This window comes from Nocardioides sp. B-3 (genome assembly GCF_024703895.1).
GTDB lineage: Bacteria > Actinomycetota > Actinomycetes > Propionibacteriales > Nocardioidaceae > Nocardioides.
Window position 1 is genome coordinate 1,822,625 of sequence record NZ_CP087968.1, and the last position, 26,934, is coordinate 1,849,558.

The window sequence follows — 26,934 nt, forward strand, 5'->3', positions numbered from 1 at the left end:
ATCTTGGCCCGCACGAGGGTGTCACCGATGCCGATCGAGCAGTGCAGCCGCGTCCCGGCGAACACCGCCTCCCCGGATCTCGAGCGCCACCCGGTGCGGGTCGTCGGTCTCGACGCCGACGAAGGCCTCGTCCCACCCGAGCACCTCGACGACCGCGCCCGGGTGCGCCCGCAGAGTCGCCATCACGTCCGCGGACGCCGCCTCGTAGACCGGGAAGTCGACCGGCAGCAGGACCGCTTCGGGGCATCGCCGTGCACGGCGAGCTTGAGCGCCAGCCCCGAGTGGACGCCGCGCGCGTGCCTCGTAGGACGCCGTCGACACGACGGCCCGTTCAGGTCGGATCGCCGCGACCGCCCACGATGACGGGCACCCCGATCAGCTCGGGGTGGCGCAGCAGCTCGACGGCGACGAGGAACTGGTCCATGTCGACGTGCAGCACCCAGCGCTGGACCATTCGGAGATCCTGTCAGAATCTCCGGGTGATCGAGCCCCTCCAGACGGTCCTCATCGTCGCCTCCCTGCTGCTCGCGGTGGTTGGGGGCGTGTACGTCGCCCTCGACCGCAGCCCCGACAACGCCCTCGTCGGGCTGGCCGGCCTGCTCGAGCTGGGGTTCGTCGTGCAGGCGGTCATCGGCATCGCGCAGGTGGTCGGCGACGACGACGTGGCCAGCCCGGTGACGTTCATCGGCTATCTGCTGGCCGCGCTGGTCGTGCTGCCCGTCGGCGTGCTGTGGTCCCCTGGCCGAGCGCAGTCGCGGCGCGACCGCGGTGCTGATCGTGGCCGCCCTGACGACGGCCTTCCTCGTCGTCCGCGTGGTGCAGCTCCATGGTTGAGGCGGGCTCCACCAAGTCCGCCTCCACCAAATCAGGGAGTGGTCGGGCGCTGGTCGCGATCTATGCCGTCTTCGCGCTCTCGGCGACCGCCCGCTCACTGGTGCAGCTCGCCACCAAGGCCTCCGAGGCACCGGTCGCCTATGTCTTGTCCGCGGTGGCCGGGCTGGTCTACATCGCGGCGACCCTCGGGCTGGCCGAGGTCGGACCCGCCCCGCGGCGGCTGGCCCGGGCGGCCGTCGGCTTCGAGCTCGTCGGCGTGCTCACCGTCGGGACCCTGACCGTGCTGGATCCGGAGCTCTTCCCCGGACGCGACCGTCTGGTCGGCGTACGGACAGGGCTATGGCTACCTGCCGCTGGTGCTGCCGTTCCTCGGGCTGGCGTGGTTGATCAGGACACGTCCGTGAGGGCGGGGAACTCCTTCATCGCGTGGTCGGCGATCTTCTTCATCATGTAGCCGTCGACGCCCGCGCCGAAGAACCCACCGGCGACCGGGACGCCGCGACCGAAGCGGCCCAGCACCTTGGTGCCGACGCCGCGCATCAGGTTGAAGCCGACCGCCTTGTTGACCACCATCAACGCCGCGGGCGGCAGGTTGCGCAGGGCGAGCGACGTGACGCGACCGCCGCCGGTCGCCATCCCGGCCTTCTTCAGCACGTCGTCGGACTTCGAGCCGACGAGGGTCAGCAGGACCGCCGTGCGGATCCGCGGGTCCCGGATGTCGTAGCCGCGCAGGGAGGCGATGGCGCCGACCATGCGGGTCGCCCGGACATAGAACTCGAGCACGTTGGCGGGCAGCGCGATCGGCATCGTGACGAAGCCGCCGAGCCCGGTGACGAAGCCGCCGAGGGCGCCGCGGTACATCGTGCCGCGGGCGACCGCGTTGATCGCCTCCTCGCGCGAGCCCTTGTCCTTCTTCGCCGCGCTGGCGACCCGGGCCGCCGACTTGATCGGACCGCGGCCGTCGAGGCCGATGTCGAGCAGCATGTCCATGACCTTGTTGATCGCTCGGCTCGCGGCGCCGGCATCGGCCTCGGGGTCGTTGGCGGCGTCCAGCGCGGACCGTGCCGCCTTGACCTCGGTCGCGCTTCGGCTTGAAGAGATCGATCAGTCTCATGCGGCAGAGTTTGACACCGGTAGCCACCTGGACACCAAAGCGGTGCGCGCGCTCACTGGCCAACCGCCGTACGGAAACCGCGCAGGCGCAGGCTGTTGGTCACCACGAAGACGCTGGAGAAGGCCATCGCGGCACCGGCCAGCATCGGGTTGAGCAGGCCGGCGGCGGCGAGCGGGATGGCGGCGACGTTGTAGGCGAACGCCCAAAAGAGGTTGCCCTTGATCGTCGCCAGCGTGCGCCGCGACAGCCGGATCGCATCGCCCGCGACGCGCAGGTCGCCGCGCATCAGGGTCAGGTCGCTGGCCTCGATCGCGACGTCGGTGCCGGTGCCCATGGCCGGGCCGAGATCGGCTCGGGCCAGCGCGGCGGCGTCGTTGACACCGTCGCCGACCATCGCCACCACCTTGCCCTCGGCCTGCAGGCGCTTGATCACCGCGACCTTGTCCGCGGGCAGCACCTCGGCGATCACGGTCTCGATCCCGACCTCGGCCGCCACCTTCTCGGCGGTCGTCCGGTTGTCACCCGTGAGCAGCAGGGGAGTCAGGCCCGGGGCCTTCAGCGACCTGACCGCCCGGGCGGAGGTGGGCTTGACCGCGTCCGCCACGTGCAGGGTGCCGACCAGCGCGCCGTCGATCGTGACCGCGACCCCTCCGGCCGCCCGCCCGACCTCGACCACGCGTCCCTCGACGGTCCCGCGGACGCCGTGCCCGGGAGTGCTCATGAAGTCGCTGACCGCAGGCAGGGAGCCGAACCGTGCGTGGGCCGCCGCCGCGATGGCCCGGCCGATCGGGTGCTCGGACCCGTCCTCGACCGCGCCCGCCGGGCGCAGGACGTCGTCGTCGCCGTCGACTGCCACGAGCGACATCTGGCCGGTGGTGACGGTGCCGGTCTTGTCGAGCACGATCGTGTCGACCGCGCGAGTGGACTCGAGCACCTCGGGGCCGCGGATCACGATGCCGAGCTGCGCGCCGCGACCGGTGCCGACGAGCAGCGCCGTCGGGGTCGCGAGGCCGAGGGCACAGGGGCAGGCGACGATGAGTACGGCGACGGCCGCCGTGAAAGCGGCCGGCGCCCCGGCTCCGTTGCCGAGCCAGAAGCCGAGCGTCGCGATGGCGAGCACCAGCACGATCGGCACGAAGATCCCGGAGACCCGGTCGGCCAGTCGCTGCACGGGCGCCTTGCCGGTCTGGGCGTCCTCGACCAGCCCGGCGAGCCGCGCGAGCTGGGTGTCCGAGCCGACGCTGGTGGCGCGGACGACGAGCCGGCCGCCGGCGTTCACGCTGGCACCGATGACGGCGTCGCCGACGCCGACCTCGACCGGGACGGGTTCACCCGTGAGCAGGCTGAGGTCGACGGCGCTGGTGCCGGACTCGACCACGCCGTCGGTCGCGATGCGTTCGCCGGGACGGACCACGAAGGCGTCACCCACGACCAACGAGTCGATCGGCACGCGCGTCTCACTGTGTCCACCGTCCGGGGCGTCGCGCACGACGGCGACGTCCTTGGCGCCGAGGTTCAGCAGGCCGGTCAGGGCTGCGCCCGCGGTCCGCTTGGCGCGGTGCTCAGAACCAACGGCCGGCGAGCAGGAACGTGGTGACGCCGGCGGCGGCCTCGAGGTAGATGTTGCCGGCCCCGTCGCCGCGTTCGATGGTCAGCTCGAAGGGGTGCGTCATGCCCGGCCTCGCCGGCGGTGCCGAGGAAGAGTGCGTAGACGGACCAGCCGAAGGCGGCCAGTGTGCCGAGACTGATCAGGGTGTCCATGGTCGCGGCACCGTGGCGCAGGTTGGCCCAGGCGGCGCGGTGGAACGGCCAGCCGCCCCAGACGACGACCGGTGCGGCCAGCGTCAGCGACAGCCACTGCCAGAACTCGAACTGGAGCGCCGGCACCATGGCCATCGCGACGACGGGCACGGTCAGGACTGCCGAGACGACGAGCCGGACCGGGGGCCTCGTCCCGCTCGGGGGGCGACCTCGACCTTTTCCGTGGTGGGCAGCGTTGCGGCGTACCCCGCCGACTCGACCGTGGCGAGCAGGTCGTCCGTGGAGACGGTTTCGGTGTAGGTGACCCCTGGCCTTCTCGGTCGCGTAGTTGACCGAAGCGGTGACGCCCTCGAGCTTGTTCAGCTTGCGCTCGATCCGGTTTGCGCAGGATGCGCACGTCATGCCGGAGATGGCGAGCTCGACGTCAGTGGTCGTCATCGGTCTCACCCGCCTGCACGTAGAACTCCGCAGGTCCGCACGACCCCGTCGTGCTGGAAGTCGAAGTAGAGGTGGAAGTCGCCGGCGCTGGGCACCTCCGCGACGAACGGGACCTCCGGGCCGGCGTCGCTCTCCTCCGGGTGCACGTGGAGGTAGGCGAGGTCGCCCGCCCGCAGTGCCACGAGGTGACCGAAGGCACCGAGGTAGGGCTCGAGGTCGGTGACGGGTTCGCCGTCGCGCTCGACCGAGACCGTGACGTCGCTGGAGGAGCCGGCCGCCGGGTCGCCGGTGAGGGTGACGGTGTAGCCGCCCTCGACCTGAGCCGTGGTGGTGTGCTCCTTCTCGGTGACGGACACCCGTCCCGGGACGGTGACGTCCGCACCGAGCGTCAGGCCCTCGCCACCGGCGGGGGCGAAGTCCGCGAAGATCCGCCACGCTCCGGGCACGAGGTCGAGGTCGATGCGCCGGGTCCCGTCCGCGCCGAGGACGGGGTGGACGTGCTGGTAGCCGGAACCATCTCGGCGTACGGCGATGAGGTGCAGCCGCTTCTCGTGCTCGACGTCGTAGTCCGTGACCGGACGGCCGTCGGGACCGGTGATCGTGAACGCGAGCGGCCGGCGGCCGGGGCGGAAGGTCGTCCGATCGAGGGCGAGCGTGTAGCCGTCCCGCTGACCATGAGTCCGCCGGGGAGATGGGCTGCCTCCTCGTGGGGGGCGTCTGCCATCTCCATGTCGTGGGAGGCGACGGGCGCGTCCTCGTCGAGGACCGGGCTCATCGCCGTACCGACTCCCCGGGCTGCCGCGAAGGCAGCGAGGAGACCGGCGGCGAAGATCGCCAGTCTGGTGGGCGTGTTCATGCCACGCCGTAGCCGGCTTCCTCGACGGCTGCGCGGACTGCGGCAGGATCGAGGGGCTGGCTGCTGGTGACGGTGACGGTGCCGGTCGCGAGGTCGACGTCGACGGACTCGACGGACGCGAGCTCGCTGATCTCCTCGGTGACGCTGGCGACGCAGTGGCCGCAGGTCATGCCGGTGACGGTGAGGGTCTGGGTGTCCATGTTCTTCTCCTTCATGACTTGACCAGGGCGCGATCGCGTCGCTGGCTTCCTTGAGCTTGCGGGCCTGCTCGTCGCCGCCCTCGCGGACGGCCTCGACGACGCAGTGCTCCGTGTGCTCGTCGAGCAGGCCGAGCGAGAGCGCCTGCAGGGCGCGGGTGACGGCGGAGACCCGGGTGAGGATGTCGATGCAGTACTGCTCCTCGTCGACCATCCGCGAGATCCCGCGGACCTGCCCCTCGATGCGCTTCAGGCGCTTGAGGTGGGCGTCCTTGGTGCCGTGCGCGACATAGCTGTGTTCGTGGGCCATGCCACGACCATACCCCTAGGGGGTACCCGTATCAAGTCCTGCTCAGGCCTTGGCCGTACGGCGACCCCGGAGCGGGGCCCACTGGCCCCGCGCGATGAGGACCTCACGGAGGAGATCGGGATGGTCGGTGATGATCGCGTCGACCCCGGCGTCGAGCAGGGTGTGCATCGTCGGCTGGTCGTTCACCGTCCAGACGGCGACGCGGATGTCGAGGGCGTGGGCGCGGCGCACGACCCGCTCCGCGTAGATGGGGACGCGGCCGAGCCGGAGCGGCACGTGCGCGAACGTCCCCGAGGCGACGCGCGCTGGCGGGCGGGCGTAGGAGCGCGAGGCGGCGATCAGGGTGGTCAGCGCCCGCCAGCCCGGGGCAGTCGTCACGTCGGGCACGGCGTGCTGCACTCGCTGCAGCCGGTTGGACCAGGCGCCGGCGATGCAGATGCGCTTGGCCCACGACGGGTTGGCCCGGAGCAGGGCGACGAGCGCCGGGCCGGCCGGCTCGTCCTTGAGGTCGATCGCGAAGCGGGGTGTCGGGGAAGGCGGCCGGGGCCGACGCCAGCGTCGGGACCTGTTCGCGGCCCTCGACGCGCAGCCGGCTCAACGACCGCAACGTGTGGTCGGCGACGGAGCCGGCTTCGCCGGTGACCCGTTCCGGGTCGCGTCGTGGAAGCAGACCGGGTGGCCGTCGCTCGTGGTGTGGACGTCCGTCTCCGGGTAGCGCACCCCCAGCGCGGTCGCCCGCGCGAAGGTCGCCAGCGTGTTCTCCGGGCCGAGCGCCGGGCCGCCACGGTGGGCGATCGCCAGCGGGCCGTGCTCCTCGCCATACCTCATGACCCCAAGCATGGAAGCCCGGCAACGACATCGGACAGCCCAACCGGCGGGTATGGCGAGAAGTTCACGCAGCCTTTGTCCGCCGGACCGACCCGACACCTCCCGGACACCCGGATGCCTCACAATGCGCCGGTGCCGACCCCCTGCCCGAGCTGCTCGCGAGCCATCGCGCCCCCGCATCCCGCACCCCGGTCGACATCTTCCGCGAGGTCGTCGACGTCTTCCCGCAGAGCCCGGCGGTCGACAGCGGTGTCGCGGTGCTCACCTACGCCGAGCTCGCGGAGGCGGCCGACCACGTCGCGGCCGAGCTGCACGAGGCGGGTGTCGTGGTCGGGGACAAGGTCGGCGTACGCATCAAGTCCGGCACCACTGACCTCTATGTCGCCATCCTCGGCATCCTCTGCGCGGGAGCGGCCTACGTCCCCGTCGATGCCGACGACCCAGACGAACGCGCGCGTGGTCTTCGAGGAGTCCGGCGCGGTCGCGGTGATCGGCAACGACCTGCGGATCGAGAGTCGCCTTGGTTTCGACACGGCTCGTTCCTCGCCTGCTCAACCAGCGGCTGAGAACCCGTCGATCAACCACGACGCGTGGGTCATCTTCACCAGCGGCTCGACCGGCAAGCCCAAGGGCGTGGCGGTCACCCACCGCAACGCCGCGGCCTTCGTCGACGCCGAGTCGCGGATGTTCCCGGTCGAGGAACCCATCGGCCCCGGTGACCGGGTGATGGCCGGTCTGTCCGTCGCCTTCGACGCGAGCTGCGAGGAGATGTGGCTCGCCCGGGCGTACGGCGCCTGCCCGGTCCCCGCGCCGCGGAGCCTCGTGCGCAGCGGTGTGGACGTCGGGCCGTGGCTGGTCGCCAACGCGATCACCGTGGTGTCGACCGTCCCGACGCTGGTGGCCCTGTGGCCGGCGGCCAGCCCTGGACAAGGTGCGGCTGCTGATCATGGGCGGCGAGGCGTGCCCGCCCGAGCTCGCTCAGCGGCTCCAGCGCGACGGCCGCGAGGTGTGGAACACCTACGGTCCGACCGAGGCGACCGTCGTGGCCTGCGGTGCGCTGCTCGACGGCACCGACCCGGTCCGGATCGGGTTGCCGCTCGACGGCTGGGACCTCGCCGTCGTCGACGCCGAGGGACACCCGGTCGCCGAGGGCGAGAGCGGCGAGCTGATCATCGGCGGCGTAGGGCTGGCGAGATATCTCGATCCCGAGAAGGACGCCGAGAAGTACGCCCCGATGCCGACCCTCGGTTGGGACCGCGCCTACCGCTCCGGCGACGTGGTCCGCAACGACCCGCTGGGCTCCGGTCTTCGCCGGTCGCGCCGACGACCGGGTCAAGCTCGGCGGGCGCCGGATCGAGCTGGGCGAGATCGACGAGCAGCTGCTCCGGCTGCCCGGCGTCCAGCAGGCCGCGGCCGCGGTGCGGTCGACCAAGAGCGGCAACAAGCTGCTCGTCGGCTACCTCACCGTCGACGAGACCTACGACGCGACCACCGCACAGGAGCTCCTGAGGACGCGGCTGCCCGCGGCCCTCGTGCCGCGGCTGGCCGTCGTCGAGGAGCTGCCGACGCGTACCAGCGGGAAGGTCGACCGCGACGCGCTGCCGTGGCCGCTGCCCAAGATCGCCGCGGCCGCGGTCGGGCTCGACGAGCTCCAGCAGTGGCTCGCCGACATCTGGGCCGACGTCCTCGGCGCCGACGTCACCAGCCCGAAGGACGACTTCTTCGCCTTCGGCGGCGGTTCGCTGACGGCTGCCCGGGTGGTCAGCCGCATCCGCGAACGGTTCCCCGAGATCGTGGTCGGCGACGTCTACGCCCACCCCAGCATCGCCGCGCTCGCCGACGCGCTGCCCGCGTTCGTCAGCAGCCGGGCCGTGAGCAACCGCGACGTCCGGCCGCTGCCGCTCAAGAGCCGGGCCGGCCAGCTCCTCGCCCCGGTCCCGCTCCGTTCACTCGCCGGCCTCCGCTGGCTCAGCTGGCTGCTGCTCGGCTCCGCGATCGCCGGCCCGCTCCTCGACCTCGACTGGCTGCCGACCACCCCGATCTGGGTGCTCGTCCTGACCACGTGGTTCTTCCCCGGTCCCGCCGGGACGGATGATGCTGGCCGCCGTGCTCGCGCGCCCGGTGCTCCGTCCCGTCACTGCCGGGGCGCACCCCCGCGGCGGCAAGGTCCACCTGCGGATCTGGCTGGCCGAGCGCATCCAGGGACGAGCTCAACGCGACGTCGCTGGCCGGCGCCCCGTGGTTTCCCCTCTACGCCCGCCTGCTCGGCAACAACATCGGTCAGGGCTCCGACCTGCACACGCTGCCGCCCGTGACCGGTCTCCTCACGGTCGGCCGGGGCGCGGCGATCGAGCCCGAGGTCGACCTCGCCGGTCACTGGATCGACGGCGACGTCATCCACGTCGGACCGATCACCGTCGGCGCGCGTGCCCGCGTGGGCGCCCGCTGCACGCTCAACCCGGGCGCGGTCGTCGGCAAGGACGCGGAGGTCGCGCCCGGTTCATCGGTCGAGGGCGAGGTGCCGGCCGGCGAGTTCTGGGCCGGCTCGCCCGCCGAGCGCCGACGCGCCGAGGCCCGCGGTCCCGGGCAGGACGCGCCCACCGGTCGCGTCGCCAGCACCGAGAGGGCCCGGCTCGGCCTGTACGGCGCCATGGCGGCCTTCATCGCCGGGCTGCCCGCGCTCGCCGTGCTGATCGGTGCGCTCGTGCTGCTGCCGATCGTGCGCGACGCGGACAGCCCGGCCGACGCGGTGCGCAGCGCCCTGCCGTGGGTGCCGCTCGCGGCGCTCGTCGGCTACCGCCGCGCTGATCGTGATGATCTGGGCGCTGGTCCGGGCGCTCGCCGTCGGCATGCACGCCGGCTTCCACCGCGTCCGGTCCGGCACCGGCGTGCGGATCTGGAGCACCCTGCGCGTCCTCGACGAGGCGCGCACTCGGCTCTTCCCGCTCTACGCCAGCGCGTTGACGCCGGTCTGGTTGCGGATGCTCGGCGCCCGCGTCGGCCCCGGCGTCGAGGCCTCCACGGTGCTGCTGATCCCGAAGTTCACCACCGTCGGCGAGCACGCCTTCCCCGGCCGACGACACCCTCGTCGGCTGCTACGAGCTCGGCGGCGGCTGGATCCGCGTCGACCCGGTGAAGATCGGCAAGCGTGCCTTCGTCGGCAACTCCGGCATGGCCGCGCCCGGGCGCAAGGTGCCCAAGGAGTCGCTGGTCGCGGTCCTGTCTGCGGCACCGGCTCGCGACGTGGCCAAGGCCGGATCGAGCTGGGTCGGCAGTCCGCCGACCCGCCTTCGCCGTACGGCCGGAAAGACCGACGACACCCGCACCTACGACCCGCCGACGCGGCGAAAGGTCGCGCGCGGCCTCGTCGAGTCCGTCCGCGTGGTCCCGCTGCTGCTCTTGGTCGTCCTCAACCTCTCGGTCGGCGCGACACTGATCGCGCTCTGGGTCGAGCGGCCGCTGCTCGCCGTACTCCTCGCCGGACCGGTGCTGATCGCGGCCGGACTGGTCGCGGCGCTCGTCACCGTGCTCGCCAAGCTGCTGCTCGTCGGCCGGCACAAGGTCGGTGACCACCCGCTGTGGTCGTCGTTCGTGTGGCGCAACGAGCTCGCCGACACGTTCACCGAGGTGCTGGCCGCGCCGTGGTTCGCGGCGCCGGCCCAGGGGACCCTCGCGCTGAACATCTGGCTGCGGCTGCTCGGCGCGAAGATCGGCCGCGGCGTCTGGTGCGACTCCTACTGGCTGCCCGAGACCGACCTCGGTCACGCTCGACGACGGCGCGACCGTCAACCGCGGCTGCGTCGTGCAGACGCACCTGTTCCACGACCGCGTGCTGAGCATGGACACGGTGACGCTCAAGGCCGGTGCGACTCTGGGGCCCAACAGCGTTATCCTTCCGGCCGCGACGATTGGTCGGCACGCAACCGTGGGCCCGGTTTCTCTCGTGATGCGCGGGGAGGGCGTCCCTTCTCGCACCTGCTGGATCGGGAACCCGATCGGCCCTTGGGAGGCACCGTGAGCGTCGACTACATCCCCGACCACGGGGACGACTCGTTCGACGTCACGCACTATGCGCTGGGTCTCGGCTACAAGCTGATCGGCAACCGGCTCGACGGCGACGCCCTGCTGTCGTGTGTTGCGCGTACGGCCACCACGGCGGTCACCCTCGACCTCGCTGGGCTGCGGGTCGCGAAGGTGTTCCTCGACGGGAAGCCGACGCGCTTCACGCACCGCGGCTCGCGACTGCGGATCCCCGCCTCGCTGGGCGCGGGCCAGGGAGTTCGAGCTGCGGGTGAAGTACGCCGGATCGCCGGGTGTCCTCAAGGTCCGCGACCTCGACGACGCCGGCTGGGAGGAGCTGACCGACGGGGTCATCGTCGCCGCCCAGCCGCACGGTGCGCCGACCCGGTTCCCGTGCAACGACCGCCCCAGCAACAAGGCCACCTACGCGATCACGATGGCCGCACCGAGCGACTACTACGTCGCGATGTCCGGGCGCTCGGTCGAGACCCGCCGCCGCGGGTCCGTCACGGAGTGGACTCGGGAGATGCCGCAGCCGATGGCGCCGTACCTCGCGACCGTGCAGATCGGTCGCTACGAGGCGCGCGACCCGGCGAACGACGTCGTGGTGATCGCGCCGCCGGACCTCTCCGGGGACGGGTACGACGCCTCGTTCGGCCGGCAGCCGGCGATGATGGAGTTCTTCGAGTCGAAGTTCGGCCCCTACCCGTTCGACGACTACACCGTCGTCGTCACGGACGACCCGCTCGAGATCCCGCTGGAGTCACAGTCGCTGTCGACCTTCGGGCGCAACTTCGCCTCGGGCGAGTGGTCCGCCGTGCGGCTGGTCGCGCACGAGCTTTCGCACCAGTGGTTCGGCAACGCGGTGACGTTGTCGGACTGGCGGGACATCTGGCTGCACGAGGGCTTCGCGTGCTACGCCGAGTGGCTGTGGTCCGAGGAGTCGGGGCTCGACTCCGCGGCGACCCGCGCGGCCCACTTCCACGACAAGCTCTCCGGCCTCGACCGGGACCTGCTGCTCGCCGACCCCGGTCCCGCGCTGATGTTCGACGACCGCGTCTACAAGCGCGGTGCCCTCACGCTGCACGCCCTGCGGCTCACCGTCGGCGACCACGACTTCTTCGACATCCTGCGCGAGTGGGTCGAGCGGTTCGGTGGCGGCAACGCGACGACGGCCGACTTCGAGGCGCTGGCCGCCGAGATCAGCGGGGAGCCGCTGGGCACGCTCTTCGACTCGTGGCTGCGTGGCCTGTCGCTGCCCGCACTGCCTCCGTCCTCTTCGCAGCGGTGAGTGACCCACATTTTCAGGCCACAGAATGTGGCTGTGCCACCTCCGGCTGAGCGCGACACGTGTCTTGCTCCCACGGCGGTGGTCGACCCACCTTTTCTCGGCTCAGAATGTGGCTGTGCCACCGCTGTTCGGGGGGTACGGCGACGCGCCCGCGCCCCGGGCGAGCGGGAATCGGACACTGCCCACGCGTGTTGTGACGGCGACCGACCACCCGAGAGGAGCCTGACCATGACCGACTTCACCCCCTTCGAGGCCCTGTTGGCAGGCCACGCCGGACTCCTCTCGGACTCGACGCACGACCGGTGGGTGCGCGCGCAGGCGCTCTTCGAGGAGCGCGCCTACCGCGAGGCGATCGTGCTGCTCAAGGAGCTGCTCGACGACACCGCCGAGATCGAGCACGGCCTGACCGAGGCCCGGCTGCTGCTGGCGCGGTCCTACTACCACTCCGCGCTGCTCGGCCCCGCGATCGACGCCGCGCGCGATGTGCTGGCCATCGACCCGCACGAGCCCTACGCCCACCTGCTCCTCGGCCGCTCGCTGCAGCGGCAGAGCAAGCCCGACGAGGCGGCTCCACACCTGAAGCTGGCCGAGCTCCCGGGTGGCTATGCGACCTGACGTCGCTTGGCACTCTTCTGAGACGGCCGCGGGCGACGCACTTGCGAACCACGCCCGGTCCCTGCTGGGGCCGGGCGAGGTCACGTCCGGGCGCCTCTGCCCGTCGTGCGGGAGCGATGCGCACGGTCGGCCCCGGCTCCGGCACCTCGACCTCCCACTGCACGTCTCGCTCTCCCGCTCCGGCCCGCACCTTGTCACCGCCATCGCGCCTCTCGAAGGCGCCGTGCCCGTCGGCGTCGACGTGGAGGTCGGGCGCATCGACGTACACCCGTCCCCAGGTGTTCGCGCGGTCCGAGACCGGTGACCTCGCGCGGACCTCGGGCGCGCAAGGAGGCGATCCTCAAGGCGCGCGGCACTGGGCTGATGACGCCGATGTCGGACGTCGTGCTCGCCGAGGAGAACTGGTCCGACCTGCCCGCTCCGGCGGGGTACGTCGCCGCGTTGGCCGTCGTGGAATACACCGGACCACGGTCCGGTTAGACGTAGTACAATCTTCAACTAGTCCACCTACGGAGGGCATCATGCAGTTCGGCATCTTCAGCGTCGGCGACATCACTCCCGACCCCACCACCGGCGTCGCGCCCTCCGAGGGCGAGCGCATCGAGTCGATGACCCGCATCGCGCTCAAGGCCGAAGAGGTCGGTCTGGACGTCTTCGCGACCGGCGAGCACCACAACCCGCCGTTCACCGTCTCCTCGCCCACCACGCATCTCGCGTGGATCGCGGCGAAGACCGAGAAGCTGCAGCTGAGCACGTCGACCACGCTGATCACCACCAACGACCCGGTGAAGATCGCCGAGGACTACGCCTTCCTGCAGCACCTCTCCGGCGGCCGCATCGACCTGATGATGGGTCGCGGCAACACCGGCCCGGTCTACCCGTGGTTCGGCAAGGACATCAAGGACGGCATCAAGCTCGCGATCGAGAACTACCACCTGCTGCGCAAGCTGTGGCGCGAGCCGGTCGTCAACTGGCAGGGCCAGTTCCGCACACCGCTGCAGGGCTACACGAGCACGCCCGCGCCGCTCGACGGCACGCCGCCGTTCGTGTGGCACGGCTCGATCCGCAGCCCCGAGATCGCCGAGCAGGCGGCCTACTACGGTGACGGGTTCTTCCACAACCACATCTTCTGGGGCCCCGACCACGCGGCCAAGATGGTCCGGCTCTACCGCCAGCGCTTCGAGCACTACGGCCACGGCGCCGCCGACCAGGCGATCGTCGGGCTCGGCGGACAGGTGTTCCCGGGCTCGACCGAGGCAGAGGCCAAGAAGCAGTTCCGGCCCTACTTCGACAACGCCCCGGTCTACGGCCACGGCCCCTCGCTGGAGGACTTCAGCGCCGCCACACCGCTGACCGTCGGGACGCCCGAGCAGGTCATCGAGCGGACGCTCGGCTTCGCGGACTACGCCGGTGACTACCAGCGCCAGCTGTTCCTCATCGACCACGCCGGCCTGCCGACCGAGATCGTGCTGGAGCAGCTCGAGATCCCGGGTCGCGAGGTCGTCCCCGTGCTCCGCAAGGAGTTCGAGCTCCGCCGCCCGGCCCACGTGCCGAGCGACCCGCCCACCCACACGTCCCTCGTGGCCGCCGGCCCCGAGGCACCGCACCACCTCGTCGAGCCGGCCCGCCCGGCCGTCGAGGAGCTCGTCGAAGAAGGAGCCCGGTCATGACCCGCAAGATCGTTGTCCTCACCGCCGGCCTGACGGTGCCCTCGTCCACCCGGTTGCTCGGCGACCAGCTCGCCGACGCCACCGCGGCGGCCGTGGGCGCCCGCGGCGAGGCCGTGTCCTTCGAGTACGTCGAGGTGCGCGAGCTCGCCCGGGACCTCGCCGGCTACATGACCAGCGGAGGCGTGGCCACCCCGCGCCTCACCGCGGTTCGCGAGCAGATCTCCGCCGCCGACGGACTGATCGCGGTGACCCCCGTGTTCAGCGCCAGCTTCAGCGGGCTGTTCAAGATGCTGATCGACGCGCTCTGACACCGACGCCCTCAATGGCATGCCGGTGCTGATCGCCGCGACCGCCGGCTCCGCGCGCCACTCGCTGGTCCTCGACCACGCGATGCGGCCGCTGTTCAGCTACCTGCGAGCCGTCGTGCTCCCGACCGGCGTCTTCGCCGCGACGGAGGACTTCGGCAGCACGGGCCTGTCCGAGCGGATCGTCCGGGCCGCGGCCGAGCTGGCCAACGCCGTGGTGGTCTCGGGCAGCGACCACGTCGCCGGGTTCGCCCCGGACCCGACCGCACGTCGCCGTACGTCCGGGAACGACCCGGCTCCCGTGGGCGACTTCGCGGACCTGTTGCGAGGCCACGCGGGGTGATGGTGGTGCGGGTCACGGAATGGCGTGATTGAGTGGGTCGTTGAGACAGGTGCAGCCAACCGGCGGCACCCGCACGACCCGCACAAGGGGGACGCCATGTCCAACACCAACATCGCCGACAAGCTGAAGCAGACGATCGACGACCTCGATCTCGACAAGCACGTCAACGAGCTCGTCATCCAGGTCGAGACCGCCTTCACGGCGGCTCGCGAGAAGGTCGGCACGCTGGCCGCCGAGCACGGCGGGGACGTCGAAGCGTTCCTCGACAAGGCCAGCGCCACCATCGGCGAACGAACCGAGGGCCGCTACGCCTCGCATGTCGACAAGGTCCGTGAGACGGTGTCAACGGCGGTCACGCGACTCGCGGAGTACCGTCCCAGCACCACCCCGGTCACGCCGGTCGAGGAGATCGAGCCTCCCACCGCCGAGTGATCGACCCAGAACCGAAGGCCCGCTCCCACCCCCGTGGGGAGCGGGTCTTCTTCTATTTCTGCCGAGTCGGCGCATGTTGCACGCCGAGTCGGCGCAAGTTGCACGCCGAGTCGGCGCATGTTGCAGGGCTGGCCCTCGACGCGGGCGGTGGCGGGCTCCTACGTTGGTGGAAACGACTTCCTCGACCAAGGAGCACCCGATGGCCAGCAGGCTCAACCCCTACGTCAACGTCCTCGGCGGCCGGGCCCGCGAGGCGCTGGACTTCTACCAGTCCGTCCTCGGCGGCGACCTCAACGTGATGACCTTCGGCGACATGGGCACCGAGGGCGAGCTCGCCACCCGTGTGATGCACGGCCAGCTCGAGACGCCCGACGGCTTCACGCTGATGGTCTCCGACGCACCGCCGGAGATGGTGCAGGTGACCGTGGGCAACAACGTCTCCATCAGCCTCTCCGGGGGTGAGCTCGGACGGAGAGTCACTGCGTGGCTACTTCGCCGGCCTCAGTGACGGCGGGCAGGTCGTCCGGGCCCTCGAGCCCGCGCCCCGGGGCGACGAGTTCAGTGCCCTCGTCGACAAGTTCGGGATCAATTGGCTGGTGAACATCTCGGCCCGGGGCTGAGCCCCGCCCCGCCCGCCTTCATGTAAACCGGCCGTTGGCCCTACTGCCCGGCCGACGCATCGGCCGTTCAGATCAGGTAAACGCCGGTTACATGAACTTGGGATGCCCCGACTCACCGGGGGGACGGCTTGAAGTCCTTCACGAAGCAGCCGTAGAGATCCTCGCCGGCCTCACCGAGGACCACTGGGTCATAGACGCGAGCAGCACCGTCCACCGAGTCCAGCGGCGCGTGCCAGCCCTCGGCGGCGATGCGGAGCTTGTCGGCGTGCGGGCGCTCGTCGGTGATCCAGCCGGTGTCGACGGCGGTCATCAGGATCTTGTCGGTCTCGAACAGCTCGCCGGCCGAGGTGCGCGTCAGCATGTTGAGCGCGGCCTTGGCCATGTTGGTGTGCAGGGTGCCCCGCGCCCTTGTAGCGGCGGCCACCGAACTGTCCCTCCATCGCCGACACGTTCACGACGTACGCGCGTCCGGACGACGCATCGCGAGCAGCCGCGGCCGGGGCCGGTCGCAGTCGCGACACCAGCAGGAAGGGCGCGATCGAGTTGCACAGCTGCACCTCGAGCAGCTCGAGCGGGTTCACCTCGCCGACCGTCTGCGTCCGGGGAGTTGTTGAGCTGTACGTCGGGGAGCAGGCCGCCAGCGTCGACGGCGGTGCCCGCAATGTGCGCGTCGAGGGACGCGTGGCCGGCGGTCAGCGCGAGCGCGGTCAGTGACGCCGCGTTGTGGGCGGCCAACGCGGCCTCCGGGCTCTCGCCCGGGTGGTGCGCGACGGCCGTGTCCGAGAGGGCGCCGGCGATGGCCGCTGGGTGCGCCGAGGAGATCTCGTCGAAGGTGACCATCTCCGGGAGCTCACGGTCGGTCGGGAGCGGAGCCAGCTCGGCGTCGACCAGCGGGGCGTAGGCGCCCGGCGTGCGGCGTACGGTCTGGCAGGCGTTGTTGATCAGGATGTCGAGCGTGCCCGCGGCTGCGACGTCGTCCGCCAGCGAGATCACCCGGGTGGGGTCGCGCAGGTCGATGCCGACGACCTTGAGTCGGTGCAGCCAGTCGTCCGAATCGGGCAATGACGAGAACCGACGGACCGCATCGCGCGGGGAAGCGGGTCGTGATCGTCGTGTGCGCGCCGTCGCGGAGCAGCCGCAGCGCGATGTACATGCCGATCTTCGCGCGGCCCCCGGTGAGCAGCGCGCTTGCCCGTCAGGTCCGTCCGCTGGTCGCGCTTGGTGTGGCTGAAGGCCGCGCACGACGGGCAGAGCCAGTGGTAGAACGCATCGACGAGCGTGTAGTCGGCCTTGCAGATGTAGCAGCCGCGCGGCTGGAGCAGCTCGCCGGCGAAGGCGCCGGGCGCGTTCGAGACGAGCGGGATGCCGGACGTCTCGTCATCGATCCGGACCGGCGAGACCGGTCGCGGTCAGCTCGGTGATCGCCCGGTCGTGGGCGAGCTCCTCGGCCCGCTTGGCGAGCTTCCGCTCGGCCTTGATCGCCTTGTACATGTGCGACGCCGCCCGCTTGACCGTGACGTGGTCGGGGTGGTCGTCCGGCACCTTGTGCAGCTGCCCGAGCACACGAAGGGTCGCCGCCGGGTCGGACGGGTCGATGCCGGGCTGCTCAGTCACCGGCAAAGGGTACGGCGCTGGGCAGCCCCCTCAGAAATGGTCGCCGGCCCCCGTGGGCCAGCGACCATTCCGTGCCCCCTAGGAGGTGACCGGGACCGGCCGGCGCGATCGCGCCCACTGCCCGGCCGCGACCAGTCCGAACCCGACTCCGAGGACGGCCAGCGTGGCCGGGCCGTAGGAGAGCGGGAACTCATCCGTGGCGAAGGCCGGGTCCTTGGAGGTGACACTCAGCGCGTCCAGCAGCAGGTAGAGCGTCTGGAAGACAAACGCCCACAGGTAGGCGACGGCGTAGGTCGTGTTCGCAGCGAGTCGCGAGGCGAGGAAGTAGCCGGCCGGAAACGCGACGAGGAGCGTGACGATGGCGATCACGGCGCCCCCTCAGTCGAGTACGGCGACGGGCCGGCGCGCGGACGAGAACATCAGCACGATGCCGAGCACGGTGATGACGACGGAGATCGCCACCGCCAGCTTGATCCCCGCGGGCACGTCGACGAAGAACGCCGGCAGGGCCGCGATCGCGTTGATGACCGGGGCACCCGCCGTGACGCGGAAGGCCGCCCGGCTGCCGGTGCGCCGGGCGATGACCACGCCGACCAACCCGACCACGCCGAGAATCGTGCCGAGGACGAGGACCGCGAAGGGCGGACCTTCCTCGCCGTCCGGAGTGGGGAAGAAGGCGCTGGCCACGTTGACCGGGCTCAACAGGGCGGCGATGACGAGGCCTGCCTTCTGACGGCCGGAGATGACGTCCATGGAGTGCTCCTTGAAGTGGGTGATTCGGACATGACCACAGTCAGGCCGAGGCACTTCCCCACCACAGGGCCGGGCTTCCCGCCATCCTTCCCCGAAAGTTCCGTCGAGGGGGAACAACTTCCCGGGTCGCCGCGCGCCCCCGGCGGCCATGATGGGCGGGTGAGCATCCTGCGGGTCGTCCTCGCGGACGACCACCCCGTCGTCCGCGGCGGACTGCGCGCCCTGCTCCAGACGATCGAGGGGGTCGAGGTCGTCGGCGAGGCGGTCGACGGTGACGCCGCCGTGCGCGAGGTCCAGCTCACGCGGCCCGACGTGGTCCTGATGGACGTGCGGATGCCCGGTGTCGACGGGGTCGAGGCGACCCGCCGGATCCGGGAGGGGACGCCGCAGACCGCGGTGCTGATGCTGACGATGTACGACGACGACGCCACCGTCTTCACCGCGATGCAGGCCGGCGCCCGGGGCTACCTGCTCAAGGGCGCCGAGCAGGAGGAGATCGTGGCCGCGATCCGGGCGGTCGCGGCCGGGCAGGCGATCTTCGGCCCGGGCGTCGCGGCGAGAGTGCTCGGCTACTTCGCCACGCCGCCCACCGGCCCGGCCACGACCGAGGTCGTGCCGTTCCCCGAGCTGACCGACCGGGAGCGCGACATCCTCGACCTGCTCGCCGCCGGTCGCCGTGCAGGCCGCGATCGCCGACGACCTGCACCTGTCACCCAAGACGGTCAGCAACCACCTCACCAGCGTCTTCGCCAAGCTCGAGGTCGCCGACCGGGCCGCGGCGATCATCCGGGCCCGTGAGCAGGGGCTGGGACGGTGATCCCCTACCCGATCCCGGTCGCGCTGGCCGCGGTCGGGCTGAGCTGTGCGGTCAACGGCGGCGCCCTGCTGCTCGCCGGGCGGGCCCGGCTCAGCGCTGCCCTGCTCGTGCTGGGCGGCACGGCCCTCGTCGTGGCCACGGTCGTGTCCCGCAACGATCACCCGGACCTCGCGGCCACCCTGTTCGCGGTGGCGGCGGGGCTGGCCTGTCCGCTTGCCGTGGCGGCGTACCCCGCCCTGAACCTGCGGCGCCTCGTCGACTTCCCGGCCCCGGTGGCGCTGCTCGGTGCGGGGGTCTTCCTCGTGGCCGCGCCGCGCGACCCGGTCATCGTCAGCGCGATGGCCATGGCCATCGGCAGGGGTCGTCCTCGCGCACACCCGGTGGCGCATCGAGCGGGCCGACGACGGCACGCGGGGACCGCTGCTCTGGATGGCGCTCGCGATGGTGGCGGCGGCGCTCGCGTGCGGGGTCGTGGTGTTCTCCGCGGAGGGTGGGACCGGCGCGGCGAGTGACATCGTCGTCGGGTTCGGGGTCGGCCTGCTGGCCGTCGTGCCGGTCGCGATGTATGTCGGCGCCACCCGGCCCGAGGTGGTCGACGTGCGCGGCCTGATCGTGAGCGCGGTCGTCTTCGCCGTTGCCATGACCTGCTACGTCTCGATCTTCGTGGGGGCCGTCTCGTTCCCGGAGATCCTCGGTGGCCGGCGCCCGATCCTCGGCCTGCTCGGTGTGGTCGGCGCGCTCGCGGCCACCACGCTGCACCCGCTGCAGGTGGTGCTGCGCGGAGTGGTCGACGCACTGCTCTTCGGGGAGCGGCCCGACCCGCTCGGCGCCGCCTCGCACGTCATCGACCACATCGGGGACGACCCGGTGCTCGCACTGCGCGCGATCCGCGAGGCCCCCGGTCCTGCCGTACGCCGCGCTGCGGGGTCGACGGGACAGAGCTGGCCGCCTCCGGTGTGCCCGTGACCCACACCCACACCCTGCCGCTGGCCCTCGGGGAACGACGCGGTCGGCGAGCTCGAGGTCGGCCTGCGTGCCGGCGACCTCGGGATGTCCCGGGGCGACGAGCACGTGCTCAGGCTGGTGGCGCCGCTCCTCGCCCAGACCCTGCGCGCGATGGCGCTGACCGCCGACGTCCAGACGTCGCGCGAGCGGACGGTCACGGCGCTCGAGGAGGAGCGGCGACGCCTCCGCCGCGACCTGCACGACGGCCTCGGACCACGCCTGTCCGGCATCGCGTTCACGTCCGATGCCGTGCGCAACACCCTGCGCGACGACCCCGATCAGGCCGAGGCGCTGCTCCGCACCCTGCGCGCGGAGACCTCCTCTGCGATCGGGGAGATCCGCCAGCTCGTCTACGGCATGCGACCGCCGGCGCTCGACGAGATCGGGCTGGTGCCGGCACTTCGGCAGCAGGCCGACCAGCTGCGTACGCCGGACGGCCGACCACTCCGGGTCACGCTGGACGTCGACGGCCTGCCCGCCCCGGCTGCGGCGGTCGAGGTCGCGGCCTACCGCATCACCGTCGAGGCCCTCACCAACAGCGCGCGACACAGCGGGTCGGAGGAAGCGACGGCGTCGCTGCTGGTTCGCGACGGCACCCTCGTGATCGAGGTCAGGGACGCGGGAGAGCCGGGCGCCCCGTGGCAGGCCGGGGTCGGCCTCGCGTCCATGCGCGAGCGCGCCGCGGAGCTGGGTGGGACGCTGTCGATCGGTGAGGGAGGAGTCCGTGCGGTGCTCCCGCTGGCTACTGCCGCAGCAGCTCCCGGAACGACCGCGACATGAGCCCGGCACCGGAACGCGCCGGCGCAGCCGGGAGCGCGACCGCCGTGCACGACGCTGGTGGCGGTGCCGTAGCCCAGCCACGTCTCTGCTGGTCCCTGCCCGGAGCCGGGCTTCGTCCAGTCGCACACCCCGGTCGGGAAGACGGCACGGAGCCGAGCCCACTGGGCGTCGGTGAAGGGCACCGGGTTCGTGTACGCCGAACGGTCCAACGGCTTCAGCTGGCAGGCGACCACGTCGTTGGCGATGTCCCCGCCCGCCTCCCCGGCGCGGGGTGGACAGGCGGGTCTGCGTCAGGTCCGTGGCGCACACGCCGACGCACCGGTCGGTCACCGAAGCGGGCCGGTCGGCGGCGATCTTCTGGGACAGGGGGAGCTTGCGCTTGTCCTTCTCGACCGCCGCGAGCCAGCCGTCCATGGCGAGGAACGCCTCGTTGGACCGGGTGACGTCGCCGATCAGCGGCGTCGGGCCGAACCACATCACGCGGTTGTCGGTGTGCCCCCGGTCGCGCTCGAGGCGCGTCTCGGTCCACCACGCGTGGGCGTAGTCGTGCGCGGCGCCGGGGTCGGGGCCGCCGTGGTTGATGATCGCGACCTCGTCGAGGTGGTTCATCTCGTTGATCAGGCCGGTGCGGTAGGCGTTGCTGATCGCGCCCGGGTCGCCAGCGATGCGACCGGGGATCGGGTCGGCGTTGACGTCGAGACCGCCCACCTTCTCGTTCAGGTCGACGAACTGCTCGGGCGTGATGGTGCCGCGGTGGAGCGCGTTGAGGCCGTACTGCACGCCGGAGTTGGTGAACGGCAGTCCCGCGAAGCCGCGACCGGCCGCCTTCTCCTGCGCCGACCGGGCGGACTCCGGACGCGGGCCGAGGAGCTGGATGGCGATGTCGAGGATCGAGCACCGCACTCCGGCCGGGTTGGTCTCGGAGTCGAAGCGCGTCGACGGGTCACCCGCGACCGGCGCCTTCGTCCCCGGGCACGCCGACTCCGGGTTGATCGCCTCCTTGAAGAGCGCCTCGTCGGCCACGACCGCGTTGACGTGGCTGAGGTGCCCCTCGACGTCGGCCATCTGCGTCGGCAGCCACACGGTGCCCGGCGACCAGCGCGACGGGTCCTCGAAGTACTTGCGCATCAGGTGGTAGTCCGCGAACTGCGCCCCGGCCGTGTAGACGTCGGGGTAGGAGCAGGTCGTGACGAGGCCCCGGTAGATCCCCGGGTAGGCGTTGGCGATGGTGTGCTGCGCGATCGACCCACCGCTGCAGCCGCTGCCGATGAGGTAGCGCACCTCGCCGTACCGCTCGACGAGGCGCTCGCGCACCATCATCATCGACTCGGCCTCGACCGCGAGGTTGCAGTTGTGGCCGGTGTTGTTGAGCGCAGTCGACACGACGGCGAAGCCCTTGGCGAGCGCCGTGATGTAGCTGTCCTCGACGCCGGACGCCGGCAGCGTGCCGGAGAGGTCGTGGAGGTTGGGCTCGCCGGGCGCGTAGGACGCGCCGCAGCCACCGCCGTGCGTGGCCATCACCTTGTGGTTCCACTGCGCCTGCAGGCTGCCGGGCCTTCCACGGCTCGCCGGGCGTGAAGAGCGTCAGGATCGAGTAGCGGTCGCGGTCCCGGAACCCGTCCTCACGGCGCACGATGAACGGCACCTTCACGCCCCGGTCGGTGGTCGTGGTCGCGACGTCGGCCGGCGGGTTCTGCCGGTCGTGCGGCGCCGAGCCGGTCTTCAGCGGGTTCGTGGACTTGTAGAGGAAGGAGTAGGTCGCGGGCTGGTTGCACTGGGCGTCGCGCGCGGTCTCCCCGGCAGTGGTAGGGCGTGGGCTGCGGGCCGGCGAAGACCGGGCCGCCGTTGGGGAAGTTGGTGATCACCAGCCTGCCGGTGCGGGCCCTCGGGGCCTTCGCCTTCACGACGTTGCGCCCGAGCTCGAGCCGCTTGAGGAGACCCATGTAGCGGCCGTCCGCGCGCACCTTGAAGGAGCGGGTGACGTGTCGCTTGCCGACCTTGACGACGACCTTCTTCGCGTTGACCTTGCGCGGAATCTTCACGACCACCAGCGCGTCGCCGGCCGAGATCAGGTCGGCGCGGTTGGAGAGGACCCGGATCCGGAGGCGAGGCAGACCCCTCCCGGATGTGCGCAGTGCCGTACGACCCCGGTCGGCGGCCGCAGGGGACGGCGACGGCGACGCCGACACCGGAGGCGCGGCGCTGAGCAGCGCGACTCCGAGCACGAGTGCGGTGATGACGGCGGCTGCGCGACGGGGGACGTCGATCTTCACTGGACCTCCAAGGTGTCGGCAGGACAACGACTGTCGGATCGCGTGGTTAGGGTGGCGACAGTTTCATTGCGAGGGGGAGTGCAGTGCTGGAGCAGGCTGAGGTGCGATCGCCGGTCGACGTCGGCGGACTGGGCGTCCGTTGCGAAGGAGTCGTCCACCTCTACAAGACGTTCGGCGGGCACGATGTCGTCGCGCTGCGTGGTGTCGACACGGTGATCGCGCCGGGCGAGCGCGTCGCCTTCCTCGGCCCGTCGGGGTCGGGCAAGTCGACGCTGCTGACGCTGCTCGGCGGCATCCAGAAGCCGAGCGCCGGGCGGATCTTCCTCGGCGACGAGGAGATCTCCGGGATGGGTGAGCGCTACCTCTCCCGCATCCGTTCGCGCTCCGTCTCCACCATGCTCCGGGGCGCGACCCGCAACCTGCTGCCCTATGCCACCGGCCGGCAGAACATCGCCTTCGCACGGCTCGCGCTCAGCTCCTCCGAACGCCGCGACGCCATGCTCGACACCGAGCTGCTCAGTCGCGTCGGTCTCGAGGAACAGGCCGACCAGGTCGTCTCCACGATGTCCGGCGGCCAGCGCCAGCGGCTCGCGCTCGCCTGCTCGGTGGCCACCGCGCCGCGCCTGCTGCTCGCCGACGAGCCGACCAGCCAGCTCAGTCACGAGGACCGCGACCACGTCCTGCACCTGATCCACTCGCTCGGCGACGACTTCGGCACCACGATCGTGGTCGTCACCCACCAGCCCGAGGTGGCCGCGACGTTCCCGCGCTCGATCACCATGAAGGGTGGTCGCGTCGGTGCGGAAGGTCGTGACGGCTCCGAATACGCCGTCGTCGGCGAGGACGGCGTCCTGCACCTGCCGGGCCACGTCGCCGCGGAATGGCCGCCCGGCACGCTCGTGAAGTTCGAGGACGACGACCGGGGCCGGTTGATCATCACGCGCTCGAGCTCCGAGGGGTCTGGCCAGTGAGCGACCTCGTCCTCTCCAACATCACCTTCGTCGCGGGCCGCCCGCTGCTCGACGACGTCTCCCTCACGTTCGCCGCGGGCAAGGTGACCGCGGTCTCCGGTCCCAGCGGTTCGGGCAAGACCACCCTCCTCTCGATCGCGGGCGGGCTCCTCGAGCCGACGACCGGCACGACGGCGTACGCCGATGCGCCGATGTGGCAGGGCACCGGCGACCCGCGCCCGGACATCGCGTTCGTGCTGCAGGTCTACGGCCCGGTGCCGATCCTCAGTGCCCGGGAAAACGTCTCCATCGCCCTGCGGGCCCGCGGGGGTCGACCCGCGCGAGGCCGACGAGGAGGCCGAGGCGGCACTGGGCCGGTTCGGCATCGCCGACCTCGGCGACCGGCAGGTCGAGGAGCTCTCCGGCGGCCAGATGCAGCGCGTGGCCTGCGCCCGCGGCTTCGTCGTCGGCGCCGGCATCCTGCTCGCCGACGAACCCACCTCCGAGCTCGACGAGGGCAACCGCGGTGTCGTGCTGGCCGAGCTCCGCGAGGAGGCGGCCCGCGGTGCGGTGGTCGTCGTCGGCCACCCACGACCCGGCGGTCGTGGACGCCTGCGACGTGCACTTCGCGCTCGACGAAGGTCGGCTGGTCTCTGCTGGATCGGTTGGGGGATGACCCGCGCCCTCCGCGGCGCGTGGAGTCGTCGCGGTGCCCTGCTGACCCTGCTCGCCATGACCGCGGTCGTGGTGAGTGGCGCGGTCGCGGTGCTGAGCTTCGCCCGGGCGGCCGGCACGTCGGCCCGGCTGATGTCGCCGTTGCTGCTGCTCGGTGCCGTTGCGATCCCGAGCATCGGCCGCGAGCTCGCGAGCGCACGCCGCGAGGAGATCGGGCTGGCGCGGCTGCGCGGGATCCGCGGGATCCGCCTCGGCAGCGTGCTGCTCGCCGAGCCGCTCGTCACGATCGTGCTCGGCACCGTGCTGGGCTTCTTCGTGGGCCGACTGGTCGCGCGCGTCGCGGGCGGGGCGTGGCTGGACGCCGATGTGCCGGCGCTGGGGTCGACGGCGGCCTACGTCGGGCTCGGCACCGCCGCGGCCAGCCTGTTGATCGTGCTCGTCGGCACTGGGCGACGGTGACCGAGCCCTTGTCGGTCCAGTCGCGTCCCGGGTCCGGCCGCGGCGGGCGACGACGTTGGTGCTCTTCGGCAGCGTGTTCGTCCCGGTCGGGGCTGCGGTGGCGGCCTACCGCGCTCGCGAGGTCGTCGACGGCGACCCCGACGCCCCGGTGCTGCTCGGTCCGGCCCTCGTCGGGCTCGCCCCGGGGCAGGTCGCGATCTGGGTGCTGCGGCTGCTCGCGCGGGGAGCCACAGGAGCGACCGCGACGTCCGGGTTGGCCCGGTTCCCGGCCACGCGCAGGCTGTCGCGGGCAGACGACCTGGTGACGCCGATGCGACTCCTCGTGGCGGCCGCCGTCGTCGGCGTGCTCGCGCTGACCGGCGCCTCCTCGGTCACCGAGTGGGTGGACGGCGAGGCGCGGATCGCCGCTGGTGGGCCGCGGAGCGTGCCGGTCGAGGGCGGCGCCGTACAGGCAATGACGCTGACGCGCGACCTCGACCCCGAGGGCGAGCACCTGATGGCGGTCGCGGTCGTGCCCAACGAGGGCCGGCTGGGCGAGCGCCGGGCCTATGTCGACGCGGCCCGCTTCGAGGCCGTGGCCGGCGACTTCTACGACGACACCCCGGCCGCCGAGGCGGCCGCGCGTCGATGAGCTCACCACCGACTCCGCCGACTCGGCCGTGCGCGGCAACAGGCTCGACGTCGCGGCCGAGCGGATCGAGCCCGGACCGGCCGCCACGACCCGGCTGATCCCGGAGCTGGACTACGTCACGGCCGATGGCAAGGGGGCGTCGATCGAGGTCCTGCTGAACCCGCGCCCGGGACAGTCGGATCGTCGCTCCGTCCGCCTGCTCGGCTGTGCCGCGGGTTGCCGGGTGGCCGGCCCGGCGATCGCCCGGACGCTCGCGGGCGGTGGCGGCAACGTCTTCGAGATTGATGTCACCTCCTACCGCGTGCTCCTGACCCAGCTGTCCGTGGGTGACCGCTCGCTGCTCGACGTCGCGTGGCAACCGGATCGGTCCGCGATCGACGGCCCGGGCAACATCAGGTTCTATCCGGGTCTCGACCTCTACTACCGGTCCGTCGCTAACCGGCTCGACGGCCTCGAGGTCAATCCGTTGCCCGACGGCCTGCTCGACCTGCAGGTGGCGGCGATCTCCGACCCGATCCCGGAGTTCGCGGCCGGTGCGGAGCCCGGCGTCCCGCTCGACATCGCCGGCAACGACCGCGTGCTCGGCGAGGGCACCCGCTTCGAGGCGCTGCCCCTGCTCGGTGGCATCGGGCAGCTGACGGACCTGCCGACGAGCATGGTCGGATCCCGGCCGACCGTGCCCGACGCCGAGACCTCGATCGTGGTTGCCGAGGACACGCCCGCCTCGATGCTGACCGCGCTCACCGACGCGACCGGCACGAAGGCCCGCTCCCTCGAGGACGTACGGCGAACGCTCGCCGCCGCAGCGGGCGCGGACCAGTCCCGGGCCTACGCGCTGATGGCGGCCTTCTGCGCGCTCGTCGCCCTGCTCGCGCTGGCCGCCGGCGTGGCCCGGCACCTGCGCTCCTATCGCCACGACGTCGCGTCGCTGCGCGTGCTCGGTGTCGGTCTGGGCGAGGCCCGCCGCGCCGGCCGGCTCGAGCTCGGCTCCCCGGCCGTGGTGGTCGTGCTGGCCGTGGCCGTCGGCGGCTACCTCGCCGCGCGGCTGCTCCTCGACGGGTTGCCGTTGGTCAACGAGTCGCCGGCCGCGGTGCCGCTCGACGCCGCCCCCGACCTGCTGACACTGGCCGTGCCTGCGGTGCTGGCGTCGCTCGCGATGCTCCTCGTCGGCGGCCGGGCTCGCGCCGTACGACCGTCGGCGACGCGTCCTTCGACGTTGCGTGAGGAGGAGGGACGATGATCTCACCCCACGACCTTCTTCTCCTCCGCAACGCTTCACCCCACGAGACTTCCCGCCTCCCCCGCTCCGCTCCTCCGGTCGCGAACTCCCGCGGGGGCCCCAG

Annotated in this window: 31 protein-coding genes and 8 pseudogenes; 22 read left to right on the plus strand and 17 right to left on the minus strand. The window is 71.9% G+C overall.

The window, feature by feature from the left end; genetic code table 11:
• Positions 1 to 21: 21 nt before the first annotated feature.
• Complete coding sequence (locus LP418_RS12060; RefSeq protein ID WP_257956442.1) at positions 22 to 321, minus strand: Y-family DNA polymerase; 300 nt, start codon at positions 319 to 321, stop codon at positions 22 to 24.
• Positions 322 to 331: 10 nt separating this feature from the next.
• Positions 332 to 454, minus strand: coding sequence for a Y-family DNA polymerase (locus LP418_RS12065; RefSeq protein ID WP_257956443.1), 123 nt, complete (start codon positions 452 to 454; stop codon positions 332 to 334).
• Positions 455 to 826: 372 nt separating this feature from the next.
• Here LP418_RS12065 and LP418_RS12070 point away from each other — a divergent pair, with 372 nt between their 5' ends.
• Entirely contained in the window at positions 827 to 1,288 is a 462-nt protein-coding gene (locus tag LP418_RS12070) for a hypothetical protein (RefSeq protein WP_257956444.1), read from the plus strand.
• Here LP418_RS12070 and LP418_RS12075 read toward each other — a convergent pair.
• From LP418_RS12075 to LP418_RS12110, 7 genes and pseudogenes are all read right to left on the minus strand, one after another.
• Positions 1,222 to 1,818, minus strand: a complete 597-nt coding sequence (locus LP418_RS12075; RefSeq protein WP_257956445.1) for an EcsC family protein — start codon at positions 1,816 to 1,818, stop codon at positions 1,222 to 1,224. The two genes, LP418_RS12070 and LP418_RS12075, sit on opposite strands and share 67 nt — an antisense overlap.
• 182 nt (positions 1,819 to 2,000) lie before the next feature.
• Positions 2,001 to 4,147, minus strand: a pseudogene (locus LP418_RS12080) (heavy metal translocating P-type ATPase).
• Positions 4,148 to 4,152: 5 nt separating this feature from the next.
• Positions 4,153 to 4,593 carry a hypothetical protein gene (locus LP418_RS12090; protein WP_257956447.1) on the minus strand — a complete coding sequence of 147 codons (441 nt, stop codon included), beginning with the start codon at positions 4,591 to 4,593 and terminating at the stop codon, positions 4,153 to 4,155.
• A gap of 406 nt (positions 4,594 to 4,999) precedes the next feature.
• The gene (locus LP418_RS12095; protein ID WP_336276069.1) at positions 5,000 to 5,218 is read right to left on the minus strand and encodes a heavy-metal-associated domain-containing protein; all 219 of its coding nucleotides are present in this window, start codon (positions 5,216 to 5,218) and stop codon (positions 5,000 to 5,002) included.
• A 13-nt stretch (positions 5,219 to 5,231) separates the two neighbouring features.
• A pseudogene (locus LP418_RS12100) lies at positions 5,232 to 5,510 on the minus strand (metal-sensitive transcriptional regulator); the annotation flags it as partial.
• Between the two features lie 42 nt (positions 5,511 to 5,552).
• Positions 5,553 to 5,909: a glycerophosphodiester phosphodiesterase family protein gene (locus LP418_RS12105; RefSeq protein ID WP_257956448.1), complete on the minus strand. Its 357-nt coding sequence runs from the start codon at positions 5,907 to 5,909 to the stop codon at positions 5,553 to 5,555.
• 195 nt (positions 5,910 to 6,104) lie between these two features.
• Positions 6,105 to 6,338, minus strand: coding sequence for a glycerophosphodiester phosphodiesterase (locus LP418_RS12110; protein ID WP_257956449.1), 234 nt, complete (start codon positions 6,336 to 6,338; stop codon positions 6,105 to 6,107).
• Between the two features lie 257 nt (positions 6,339 to 6,595).
• On the opposite strand from LP418_RS12110, the gene LP418_RS12115 reads away from it, so the two are divergent.
• From LP418_RS12115 to LP418_RS12180, 13 genes and pseudogenes are all read left to right on the plus strand, one after another.
• Positions 6,596 to 6,904, plus strand: coding sequence for an AMP-binding protein (locus LP418_RS12115; RefSeq protein WP_257956450.1), 309 nt, complete (start codon positions 6,596 to 6,598; stop codon positions 6,902 to 6,904).
• Positions 6,825 to 7,473, plus strand: a pseudogene (locus LP418_RS12120) (AMP-binding protein); the annotation flags it as partial. The gene LP418_RS12115 and the pseudogene LP418_RS12120, both read left to right, overlap by 80 nt.
• A 283-nt stretch (positions 7,474 to 7,756) precedes the next feature.
• Complete coding sequence (locus LP418_RS12125; protein WP_257957016.1) at positions 7,757 to 8,653, plus strand: phosphopantetheine-binding protein; 897 nt, start codon at positions 7,757 to 7,759, stop codon at positions 8,651 to 8,653.
• Entirely contained in the window at positions 8,650 to 9,474 is an 825-nt protein-coding gene (locus tag LP418_RS12130) for a hypothetical protein (protein WP_257956451.1), read from the plus strand. Before LP418_RS12125 ends, LP418_RS12130 begins: the two co-directional genes overlap by 4 nt.
• Positions 9,362 to 9,907, plus strand: a complete 546-nt coding sequence (locus LP418_RS12135) for a hypothetical protein (RefSeq protein WP_257956452.1) — start codon at positions 9,362 to 9,364, stop codon at positions 9,905 to 9,907. Before LP418_RS12130 ends, LP418_RS12135 begins: the two co-directional genes overlap by 113 nt.
• A gap of 722 nt (positions 9,908 to 10,629) precedes the next feature.
• Positions 10,630 to 11,649 (plus strand): M1 family metallopeptidase, encoded by a 1,020-nt coding sequence (locus tag LP418_RS12145; RefSeq protein ID WP_257956453.1) that lies wholly within the window; start codon positions 10,630 to 10,632, stop codon positions 11,647 to 11,649.
• Between the two features lie 228 nt (positions 11,650 to 11,877).
• Positions 11,878 to 12,264 (plus strand): hypothetical protein, encoded by a 387-nt coding sequence (locus LP418_RS12150; RefSeq protein WP_257956454.1) that lies wholly within the window; start codon positions 11,878 to 11,880, stop codon positions 12,262 to 12,264.
• 300 nt (positions 12,265 to 12,564) lie between these two features.
• The gene (locus LP418_RS12155; RefSeq protein ID WP_257956455.1) at positions 12,565 to 12,744 is read left to right on the plus strand and encodes a hypothetical protein; all 180 of its coding nucleotides are present in this window, start codon (positions 12,565 to 12,567) and stop codon (positions 12,742 to 12,744) included.
• A 41-nt stretch (positions 12,745 to 12,785) separates the two neighbouring features.
• Positions 12,786 to 13,934, plus strand: coding sequence for an LLM class flavin-dependent oxidoreductase (locus tag LP418_RS12160; protein ID WP_257956456.1), 1,149 nt, complete (start codon positions 12,786 to 12,788; stop codon positions 13,932 to 13,934).
• Positions 13,931 to 14,242, plus strand: a complete 312-nt coding sequence (locus LP418_RS33230; protein ID WP_257956457.1) for an NAD(P)H-dependent oxidoreductase — start codon at positions 13,931 to 13,933, stop codon at positions 14,240 to 14,242. Before LP418_RS12160 ends, LP418_RS33230 begins: the two co-directional genes overlap by 4 nt.
• Positions 14,243 to 14,261: 19 nt before the next feature.
• Positions 14,262 to 14,582, plus strand: a complete 321-nt coding sequence (locus tag LP418_RS33235) for an NAD(P)H-dependent oxidoreductase (RefSeq protein WP_257956458.1) — start codon at positions 14,262 to 14,264, stop codon at positions 14,580 to 14,582.
• A gap of 96 nt (positions 14,583 to 14,678) precedes the next feature.
• A complete protein-coding gene (locus tag LP418_RS12175) occupies positions 14,679 to 15,014 on the plus strand; it encodes an antitoxin (protein WP_257956459.1) in 336 nt (111 codons plus the stop codon).
• 199 nt (positions 15,015 to 15,213) lie between these two features.
• Positions 15,214 to 15,522, plus strand: a complete 309-nt coding sequence (locus LP418_RS12180; RefSeq protein ID WP_257956460.1) for a hypothetical protein — start codon at positions 15,214 to 15,216, stop codon at positions 15,520 to 15,522.
• Positions 15,523 to 15,746: 224 nt separating this feature from the next.
• On the opposite strand, the gene LP418_RS12185 is transcribed toward LP418_RS12180, so the two are convergent.
• The 5 genes from LP418_RS12185 to LP418_RS12205 all read right to left on the minus strand — a co-directional run bounded on the left by LP418_RS12185 (position 15,747) and on the right by LP418_RS12205 (position 18,001).
• The gene (locus LP418_RS12185) at positions 15,747 to 16,016 is read right to left on the minus strand and encodes a hypothetical protein (RefSeq protein WP_257956461.1); all 270 of its coding nucleotides are present in this window, start codon (positions 16,014 to 16,016) and stop codon (positions 15,747 to 15,749) included.
• Positions 15,989 to 16,696, minus strand: a complete 708-nt coding sequence (locus LP418_RS12190; protein ID WP_257956462.1) for a hypothetical protein — start codon at positions 16,694 to 16,696, stop codon at positions 15,989 to 15,991. The genes LP418_RS12185 and LP418_RS12190 overlap by 28 nt, the downstream gene beginning before the upstream one ends.
• A 315-nt stretch (positions 16,697 to 17,011) precedes the next feature.
• On the minus strand, positions 17,012 to 17,248 hold the full coding sequence (locus LP418_RS12195) for a hypothetical protein (protein ID WP_257956463.1): 237 nt from the start codon (positions 17,246 to 17,248) through the stop codon (positions 17,012 to 17,014).
• Positions 17,249 to 17,326: 78 nt separating this feature from the next.
• On the minus strand, positions 17,327 to 17,617 hold the full coding sequence (locus LP418_RS12200; protein WP_257956464.1) for a hypothetical protein: 291 nt from the start codon (positions 17,615 to 17,617) through the stop codon (positions 17,327 to 17,329).
• Between the two features lie 9 nt (positions 17,618 to 17,626).
• The gene (locus LP418_RS12205; protein ID WP_257956465.1) at positions 17,627 to 18,001 is read right to left on the minus strand and encodes a hypothetical protein; all 375 of its coding nucleotides are present in this window, start codon (positions 17,999 to 18,001) and stop codon (positions 17,627 to 17,629) included.
• A 30-nt stretch (positions 18,002 to 18,031) separates the two neighbouring features.
• Here LP418_RS12205 and LP418_RS30855 point away from each other — a divergent pair.
• The 4 genes and pseudogenes from LP418_RS30855 to LP418_RS33240 all read left to right on the plus strand — a co-directional run.
• Positions 18,032 to 18,454: pseudogene (locus tag LP418_RS30855) on the plus strand (response regulator); the annotation flags it as partial.
• 223 nt (positions 18,455 to 18,677) lie between these two features.
• On the plus strand, positions 18,678 to 18,818 hold the full coding sequence (locus LP418_RS30860; protein ID WP_336275980.1) for a LuxR C-terminal-related transcriptional regulator: 141 nt from the start codon (positions 18,678 to 18,680) through the stop codon (positions 18,816 to 18,818).
• A complete protein-coding gene (locus LP418_RS12215) occupies positions 18,815 to 19,330 on the plus strand; it encodes a hypothetical protein (RefSeq protein ID WP_257956466.1) in 516 nt (171 codons plus the stop codon). Before LP418_RS30860 ends, LP418_RS12215 begins: the two co-directional genes overlap by 4 nt.
• A 604-nt stretch (positions 19,331 to 19,934) precedes the next feature.
• Positions 19,935 to 20,603, plus strand: a complete 669-nt coding sequence (locus LP418_RS33240; protein WP_442940260.1) for a sensor histidine kinase — start codon at positions 19,935 to 19,937, stop codon at positions 20,601 to 20,603.
• Positions 20,604 to 20,755: 152 nt separating this feature from the next.
• On the opposite strand, the pseudogene LP418_RS33245 reads toward LP418_RS33240, so the two are convergent.
• The 3 pseudogenes from LP418_RS33245 to LP418_RS33250 form a co-directional block, all read right to left on the minus strand.
• A pseudogene (locus tag LP418_RS33245) lies at positions 20,756 to 20,836 on the minus strand (hypothetical protein); the annotation flags it as partial.
• A 118-nt stretch (positions 20,837 to 20,954) separates the two neighbouring features.
• Positions 20,955 to 22,121 (minus strand): annotated as a pseudogene (locus tag LP418_RS12225) (DUF6351 family protein); the annotation flags it as partial.
• Positions 22,122 to 22,203: 82 nt separating this feature from the next.
• A pseudogene (locus LP418_RS33250) lies at positions 22,204 to 22,876 on the minus strand (DUF6351 family protein); the annotation flags it as partial.
• Positions 22,877 to 22,959: 83 nt separating this feature from the next.
• Here LP418_RS33250 and LP418_RS12240 point away from each other — a divergent pair.
• The 4 genes and pseudogenes from LP418_RS12240 to LP418_RS12255 all read left to right on the plus strand — a co-directional run bounded on the left by LP418_RS12240 (position 22,960) and on the right by LP418_RS12255 (position 26,831).
• Positions 22,960 to 23,847: an ABC transporter ATP-binding protein gene (locus LP418_RS12240; protein WP_257956467.1), complete on the plus strand. Its 888-nt coding sequence runs from the start codon at positions 22,960 to 22,962 to the stop codon at positions 23,845 to 23,847.
• A pseudogene (locus LP418_RS12245) lies at positions 23,757 to 24,960 on the plus strand (ATP-binding cassette domain-containing protein). The gene LP418_RS12240 and the pseudogene LP418_RS12245 overlap by 91 nt, the downstream one beginning before the upstream one ends.
• A 58-nt stretch (positions 24,961 to 25,018) precedes the next feature.
• Positions 25,019 to 25,591, plus strand: coding sequence for a hypothetical protein (locus LP418_RS12250; protein ID WP_257956469.1), 573 nt, complete (start codon positions 25,019 to 25,021; stop codon positions 25,589 to 25,591).
• Between the two features lie 28 nt (positions 25,592 to 25,619).
• Entirely contained in the window at positions 25,620 to 26,831 is a 1,212-nt protein-coding gene (locus LP418_RS12255) for a hypothetical protein (RefSeq protein WP_257956470.1), read from the plus strand.
• The last annotated feature ends 103 nt before the right edge of the window (positions 26,832 to 26,934 follow it).